This is a genomic window from Acinetobacter sp. 809848 (genome assembly GCF_000581275.1).
GTDB classification, from domain to species: Bacteria; Pseudomonadota; Gammaproteobacteria; order Pseudomonadales; family Moraxellaceae; genus Acinetobacter; species Acinetobacter pittii.
In genome coordinates, this window is record NZ_JEXG01000013.1 from 84740 (window position 1) to 91882 (window position 7143).

Here is a 7143-nt window from a genome sequence, read left to right on the forward strand (position 1 = left end):
AAAAGTATGCATAATGTCAGACTAGGGAGCTACTCTCAAAATAAGGACGATAATTTGCATGTTGGTAAGGCTGAATGAAGAAAAAGTCTAAGCAATGGAAGTGGTGGTTTTTTGCCCTCATTGCATTTTTAATTTTTATTATTTTACAGATCCCGGCGACTTGGCTTATTTCTAAATTTTCAAAGAATAATCAAACTCTACACAATGTAAGTGGAAATATCTGGCAAGGCCAAGCAGATTGGCGGCGTGGTACTTTGAGAGGTTCGATTCATTGGAAAACTAGACCTCTTGACCTGTTTTTATTAAGGTTCGCTGCTGATGTAGATATCCATAGTGGTAATACCCAATTAGCTGGGGTAATGGGCTATGGTGTGGGGAAAAAAGTAATTGTAAAGGCTATGAATGGTCAAATTGCGCCTGAAACATTAAAACAAATTGTGAATTGGCAATGGCCTACGAACAGCATTCAACTGAAAGATATTGAGTTTAATTATAAGAAAGAGCAGGGTTTCGCCGCAGTTGATGGTCAATTACATTGGGGTGGCGGTGCTTTAATTTATAATATTGGTGATCGTCAAGACCGTATGAATATGCCTTCTTTAAATGGCCAATTAACGGATCAAAATGGTCAATTACAAGTTGATATACGTGATCAACGCAGTCAAAAAATGGCGAATCTCTTATTAGATGCCAACATGATGCTTGATGTGCAGCTCACCCAAAGATTATTACTTAATATTCCATCTTATGATGGAAAAGCTGGTTTGGATACGTTTGTCATTAGTTCTCGTCAACCCTTAATACAAGGGGGTAACTAATGAAAGTATGGATTGAGAAATTACAGCAATTACAGTGGCAAAAATTAGATCGGTTAAGTGTAGTTGTATTTGCCTTTTTAATTTTATGGTTGTGTTGGAAATTAGCTTCATTATTTTGGTGGGTAATTGCGCCTCCTCAAATGATGCAATTTGATCGGGTCGAGTTAGGATCACAGCAGCCACAAATTCCTAACATTAGTACTTTTTCACTTTTTAATGAACCTTCAGCCAATGCAGCACAGGAAAATGTCAACCTAGAATTACAAGGCGTAATGCTGGGTTATCCGAATCGTTTTTCCTCAGCTGTTATTAAGCTAGATAATACTGCCGACCGATATCGGGTAGGAGAAACAATAGGTTCTACCTCTTATCAGTTGGCAGAAGTTTATTGGGATCACGTGATATTACGTCAAGGTAATGGAAGTACTCGTGAACTCCAATTTAAAGGTTTGCCAAACGGTTTATATCAACCTATGACGCCAGATGCATCACAACCAACTGCTACTGTACCTCAGTCGTCAGCACCTGTTAATACTGCTCAAGAGGCATTAGGGCAAGCTATTCAGCAAATGCAAGGCAACCGTGAACAATATCTGCGTGACATGGGTGTTAGTGGGAACTCCAGTGAGGGTTTTGAAGTTACAGAACGTACACCCACTGCGCTTCGAAATAAGTTAGGTTTAAGGCCGGGTGATCGGATTGTTTCATTAAACGGTCAAACGGTTGGGCAGGGACAAACGGATGTGCAGTTACTTGAACAGGCTCGACGAGCTGGGCAAGTGAAAATAGAAATAAAACGTGGTGATCAAGTGATGACCATACAACAAAATTTTTAGTGATAACACGTCACCATAAGAGTTAGGAATTATCGCAAGTTATGGCTTTATTGAATCATCAACGTCCACTTTGGGCATTACTTGCAGCAGCCCCATTGATTGCGACAGTGAGCAGCAGTGTCTATGCCCAAACATGGAAGATCAATTTACGTGATGCTGACTTAACTGCATTTATTAATGAAGTGGCAGATATTACGGGTAAAAACTTTGCAGTAGATCCACGAGTACGCGGTAACGTCACAGTAATATCGAATAAACCCCTCAATAAAAATGAAGTTTACGACCTGTTTCTTGGGGTCTTAAACGTAAATGGTGTGGTGGCAATTCCTTCGGGTAACACCATTAAACTGGTACCAGATAGTAATGTCAAAAATTCGGGAATCCCTTACGATTCTAGAAACAGACTACGTGGTGATCAGATTGTTACTCGGGTTATTTGGCTTGAAAATACCAATCCTAATGATCTAATTCCAGCACTTCGTCCTTTAATGCCACAATTTGCGCATATGGCTGCAATTGCAGGGACTAATGCGCTGATTGTTTCGGACCGTGCAGCAAATATTTATCAACTTGAAAATATTATTCGTAATTTAGATGGCACTGGCCAGAATGATATTGAGGCAATAGGCCTTCAATCGAGCCAAGCTGAAGAAATCATTACTCAACTGGAGGCAATGAGTGCTACGGGAGCATCTAAAGATTTTAATGGTGCACGTATCCGTATTATTGCAGACAACCGTACCAATCGTATTTTAGTTAAGGGCGATCCTGAAACACGTAAGCGCATTCGCCACATGATTGAAATGCTGGATGTGCCTTCGGCTGATCGCTTGGGGGGCTTAAAAGTTTTTCGCTTGAAATATGCAAGTGCAAAAAATTTATCTGAAATTTTACAAGGTCTTGTAACAGGGCAGGCCGTTTCTTCGTCAAATAGTAATAACAGTTCTTCTAATTCATCGAATCCGATCAATAATTTGATGGGTAATAACCAGAATTCTAGTTCAAATACCTCTGGTTCAAATGGTAGCTCAATTTCTACGCCATCTATTAATCTAAATGGTAATTCGAACAATAATAATCAGAACAGTATCTCTAGCTTTAGCCAAAATGGTGTGAGTATTATTGCGGATAATGCCCAAAACTCGTTAGTGGTTAAGGCAGATCCTCAATTAATGCGCGAAATTGAATCTGCTATTCAGCAGCTTGATGTGCGTCGTCAGCAAGTTCTGATTGAAGCTGCAATTATCGAAGTGTCAGGAGATGATGCAGATCAACTTGGTATTCAATGGGCACTGGGTGATTTATCTAGTGGGATTGGTTTACTTAGCTTTAGTAATGTAGGGGCTAGTTTATCTTCTATTGCTGCTGGTTATTTATCGGGTGGTTCGGCTGGGGCTGCATCAGCTATCGCTGGTGGCGCTAATAAAGGTAATGGGGCATCCTTGGCTCTGGGTAATTTTGAGAATTCTCGTAAGGCTTATGGTGCATTAATTCAAGCACTTAAAACTAATACCAAATCAAATTTGCTTTCGACACCATCCATTGTGACTATGGATAATGAAGAGGCGTATATTGTTGTTGGTCAGAACGTTCCCTTTGTCACAGGATCGGTAACTACAAACAGTACAGGTATTAATCCATACACCACGGTTGAACGTAAAGATGTCGGTGTGACATTAAAAGTCGTTCCACATATCGGTGAAGGCGGTACAGTTCGTCTGGAAGTAGAACAAGAAGTCTCTGCTGTTCAAGACAGTCGTGGACAAGCGGCTGACTTGGTGACAAGTAAACGTGCCATTAAAACTGCTGTTTTGGCTGAGCATGGACAGACAGTAGTGCTTGGTGGTTTGGTGTCGGATGACACGTCACTTTCAAGACAAGGTATACCTGGATTAAGTAGTATTCCCTATGTTGGTCGATTGTTCCGCTCAGATAATAGAAGTAATGTAAAACGTAACCTTCTTGTTTTTATCCACCCAACAATTGTGGGTGATGCAAATGATGTGCGCCGTTTGTCTCAGCAGCGCTATAGCCAGCTTTATAGCTTGCAATTGGCTATGGATAAAAACGGCAATTTTGCAAAACTGCCTGAGCAGGTTGATGATGTCTACAATCAAAAGATGACACCACCTAGTATTGCCTCTCAGCCGAAAAACTATCAACAGGTTCCTTCAGGTGGAAAAACCTCGACGGTAACTACACCTGTAGCCGTAGAGCCAGCAGTGCAAAAGCAAACTTTACAGTTACCTGATCCTGAAGTTAATCGTACTAAAAATACAGTAACAACAACGACACTGCGCCCAAGCACAGCACAGTAGTAGCATGTTATGATTGATAAAAAATGAATAGGACATACGCATGACTTGGAAACTACAAGCAATTACTGGTGAAATTACTGGCCAAGAAATTAATGTTGATCGTGATATGTTGGTAGGGCGTCATCAAGATGCTGATGTGTTGTTACAAGCTGCTGAAATTTCACGTCGCCATGCTGCATTGCTTCTAAAAGATCAAGCGCTATGGGTGCAAGACCTTAATTCATCGAATGGCACATTTGTAAACGATATTCGTATTGAGCAAGAAAAACAGTTGCATGATGGTGATATTGTTCAGTTTGCTAGTTTTAAATTTTCTGTATTGGCTCCTGCACAGAAAATCACGGAATTACCTGAAATTGAAGCCGAACCTGTAAATACGACATCCTCTCCAGATTTAAGCGATCAAGGAATGCCGAGTCTTGCGGAGCGTGCCGCAGAAGTAGAAGTTCGTCGCGATGGTATGCCGCAGAATATTTCTATTCCAAAGCCTGCCCCTATTCCAGAGGGGGTAGATATTAATGCACAACAGCAAACACCTATCGCTTTTGATGAACCGGTTTCTCGTGTTGCTGAAGAAAAAGAGCAACAAAAGAATGCCTCAGTTGGTTTAATCACTATTATTATTTTAGTAATTTTAGCTGTATTGGCATGGTTATTCTTTAAATAATCCGTTGCTGCTTTTACAATCAAGGCATGCTAAACGCATGCCTTTTTAATTTTGAGTAGAAAAAAGATGTCTGTTGCACAACTAAGTAAGCGCGATTTAATTTTATTTGATCTAGATGGGACGTTGGTTGATTCTGCTGCTGATTTGTATCGGTCTATGAATTTAAGTTTAGATGCGCTAAGTTGGCCATTGGTAACAGAAGTCCAAATACGAGAATGGGTGGGTAAAGGAGCTTCAAAACTCTGTGAAAGTGTTCTGCTTCATATTTTTGGAAAATTAGATCCTGAACAGCACAAAGTCTTATTACAAAAATTTATTGATATATATAGTGTAGAACTCTGTGTAAATACTCAAATTTATCATGGTGTAACCGAGTTTTTAAAACATTGTAAAACTTTGAATATACAAATGGCATGCGTTACCAATAAGCCTGTACAACTTGCTCAAGGTTTGCTTGATGCTTTACAGCTCTCTCCATATTTTCAGGTCGTACTTGGTGGGGATAGCTTACCAGAGAGAAAGCCTCATCCATTGCCATTATTGCATTGCATGCAAAGCCTAAAAATATCTGCTTCACAATCATTAATGATTGGCGATTCAAGTAATGATATTGAGGCTGCGCGTCGTGCTGGAATTGATTGTATTGTGGTTAGCTATGGCTATAATCATGGAGAAAATATCTATGATTGCCAACCTCAACAAGTTGTTGATAGTCTTGCTGAGTTAATTATCTAATGAATGAAATGGAGATCAGAATGAATAAGCGTATGGTTTTTCGATGGCGTGTCTAAACCGAATCTAGAAAAACACACTTTTAAATCGAAACCATATTAGAGAAAATTCATGACAACATTAGCGCAATTTGAGCAACTCAAGGCTGCTGGTTACAACACGATTCCAGTTTATCGCCAACGCTTAGCAGATACAGAAACCCCTTTATCTGTTTTCGCTCGTTTTAAAGACCACACGCAAGCTTATTTATTTGAGTCAGTCGAAGGTGGCGAAAATTGGGCGCGCTATTCTATGATTGGTTTAGGTGAGTCGACGGTTTTCTCATGTAATGCAGGTGTTCTGTCTATACAACATGCTGATGGCTCAATTACACAACAAGATTGCCAAGACCCATTTCAGTATATTCGTGAATTTCAGAAGCAATTTAAAGTGCCATCTGCTGAGCTCTTGCCAAACTTACCGAGTTTTACGGGCGGATTAGTAGGTTATTTAGGCTACGACGCAGTCCGTTATATCGAGCCACGTTTAAAGAATGTTCCTACAGCTGACCCAATTACATTGCCGGATTTATGGTTAATGCTATCAAAGACAGTCATTATCTTTGATAACCTTAAAGATACTTTATTTTTAATTGTTCATGCGGATATAGAGCAGAGCAATGCTTATGAAGACGCTCAGCAAAAATTAGATCAATTAGAGCAGTTGTTAGCTACTCCAGTTAGTTTGCAAGCTAAGCCGCATACACCTCCACATTTTGAATCAATTACTGGTAAAGCGAAATTCTTAGAGACAGTCGAAAAAGTTAAAGAATATATACGTGCTGGTGATGTGATGCAGGTTGTTCCGGGGCAGCGTATGGTTTCTGATTTTGATGGAGAGGCTTTACAGGTTTATCGTGCTTTACGTCATTTGAATCCATCGCCTTATTTATTCTTGGTACAAGGGCAAACGATTACTGATAAAAAGCCATTCCATATTGTAGGGTCATCGCCAGAAATTCTTTCTCGCCTCGAAAATGGTATTGCGACAGTACGTCCGCTTGCAGGTACCAGACCTCGTGGAAAAACTAAAGAAGAAGATATTGCGCTAGAAAAAGATTTGCTTTCTGATGAAAAAGAAATCGCAGAGCATTTAATGTTGATTGATCTTGGTCGAAATGATGTTGGGCGAGTTTCGAAAATTGGGAAGGTCCAAGTAACGGATCAAATGGTGATTGAACGCTATTCACATGTCATGCACATTGTCTCAAATGTGCAAGGCGAAGTTCGTGACGATATCGATGCGCTAGATGTATTTAAAGCAACTTTCCCAGCAGGTACTTTATCGGGTGCACCAAAAATTCGTGCAATGGAAATTATTGATGAAGTTGAGCCTGTGAAAAGAGGTGTGTTTGGTGGGGCAGTGGGATATTTAGGATGGCACGGCGAAATGGATATGTCGATTGCAATCCGTACTTGTGTTATTCGAGATAAAAAGGTCTATGTGCAGGCTGGAGCAGGCCTAGTTGCAGACTCAAATCCTGAATCTGAATGGAATGAAACGCAAATAAAAGCTCGCGCAGTGATCAAAGCGGTTGAATTATCATCAAACGGATTGATTTTATGAGTTTTTAGCGGTTTTTTTTAAAAAACCGCTTGCATCGTTTGGAAGTTTTGCTAAACTGCACACCGTTCCGATACGAAACGTACGAAACACTAAGAAGAGCCGGCATAGCTCAGTTGGTAGAGCAACTGACTTGTAATCAGTAGGTCCACAGTTCGAATCCGTGTGCC

General features: G+C 40.2%; 6 protein-coding genes. All 6 read left to right on the forward strand.

Features of this window, described 5'->3' with window-relative positions; genetic code table 11:
• The first annotated feature begins 74 nt into the window (after positions 1-74).
• The 6 genes from gspN to trpE all read left to right on the forward strand — a co-directional run bounded on the left by gspN (position 75) and on the right by trpE (position 6976).
• Positions 75-818 (forward strand): type II secretion system protein N, encoded by a 744-nt coding sequence (gene gspN, locus J536_RS13520; RefSeq protein ID WP_032005861.1) that lies wholly within the window; start codon positions 75-77, stop codon positions 816-818.
• Positions 818-1654 carry a type II secretion system protein N gene (locus tag J536_RS13525; protein ID WP_005065775.1) on the forward strand — a complete coding sequence of 279 codons (837 nt, stop codon included), beginning with the start codon at positions 818-820 and terminating at the stop codon, positions 1652-1654. Before gspN ends, J536_RS13525 begins: the two co-directional genes overlap by 1 nt.
• A 41-nt stretch (positions 1655-1695) precedes the next feature.
• Positions 1696-3972 (forward strand): type II secretion system secretin GspD, encoded by a 2277-nt coding sequence (gspD, locus tag J536_RS13530; protein ID WP_005065777.1) that lies wholly within the window; start codon positions 1696-1698, stop codon positions 3970-3972.
• A 40-nt stretch (positions 3973-4012) separates the two neighbouring features.
• Positions 4013-4639: an FHA domain-containing protein gene (locus J536_RS13535; protein ID WP_005065779.1), complete on the forward strand. Its 627-nt coding sequence runs from the start codon at positions 4013-4015 to the stop codon at positions 4637-4639.
• Between the two features lie 66 nt (positions 4640-4705).
• A complete protein-coding gene (locus J536_RS13540; RefSeq protein WP_005065782.1) occupies positions 4706-5374 on the forward strand; it encodes a phosphoglycolate phosphatase in 669 nt (222 codons plus the stop codon).
• 108 nt (positions 5375-5482) lie between these two features.
• Positions 5483-6976 carry an anthranilate synthase component I gene (gene trpE, locus J536_RS13545; protein WP_005065784.1) on the forward strand — a complete coding sequence of 498 codons (1494 nt, stop codon included), beginning with the start codon at positions 5483-5485 and terminating at the stop codon, positions 6974-6976.
• The last annotated feature ends 167 nt before the right edge of the window (positions 6977-7143 follow it).

What these genes read in the sequence shown, in the direction of transcription:
- gspN (WP_032005861.1), top strand. Translation starts at nt 75, where the DNA reads ATGAAGAAAAAGTCTAAGCAATGGAAGTGGTGGTTTTTTGCCCTCATT.
- J536_RS13525 (WP_005065775.1), top strand. Translation starts at nt 818, where the DNA reads ATGAAAGTATGGATTGAGAAATTACAGCAATTACAGTGGCAAAAATTA.
- gspD (WP_005065777.1), top strand. Translation starts at nt 1,696, where the DNA reads ATGGCTTTATTGAATCATCAACGTCCACTTTGGGCATTACTTGCAGCA.
- J536_RS13535 (WP_005065779.1), top strand. Translation starts at nt 4,013, where the DNA reads ATGACTTGGAAACTACAAGCAATTACTGGTGAAATTACTGGCCAAGAA.
- J536_RS13540 (WP_005065782.1), top strand. Translation starts at nt 4,706, where the DNA reads ATGTCTGTTGCACAACTAAGTAAGCGCGATTTAATTTTATTTGATCTA.
- trpE (WP_005065784.1), top strand. Translation starts at nt 5,483, where the DNA reads ATGACAACATTAGCGCAATTTGAGCAACTCAAGGCTGCTGGTTACAAC.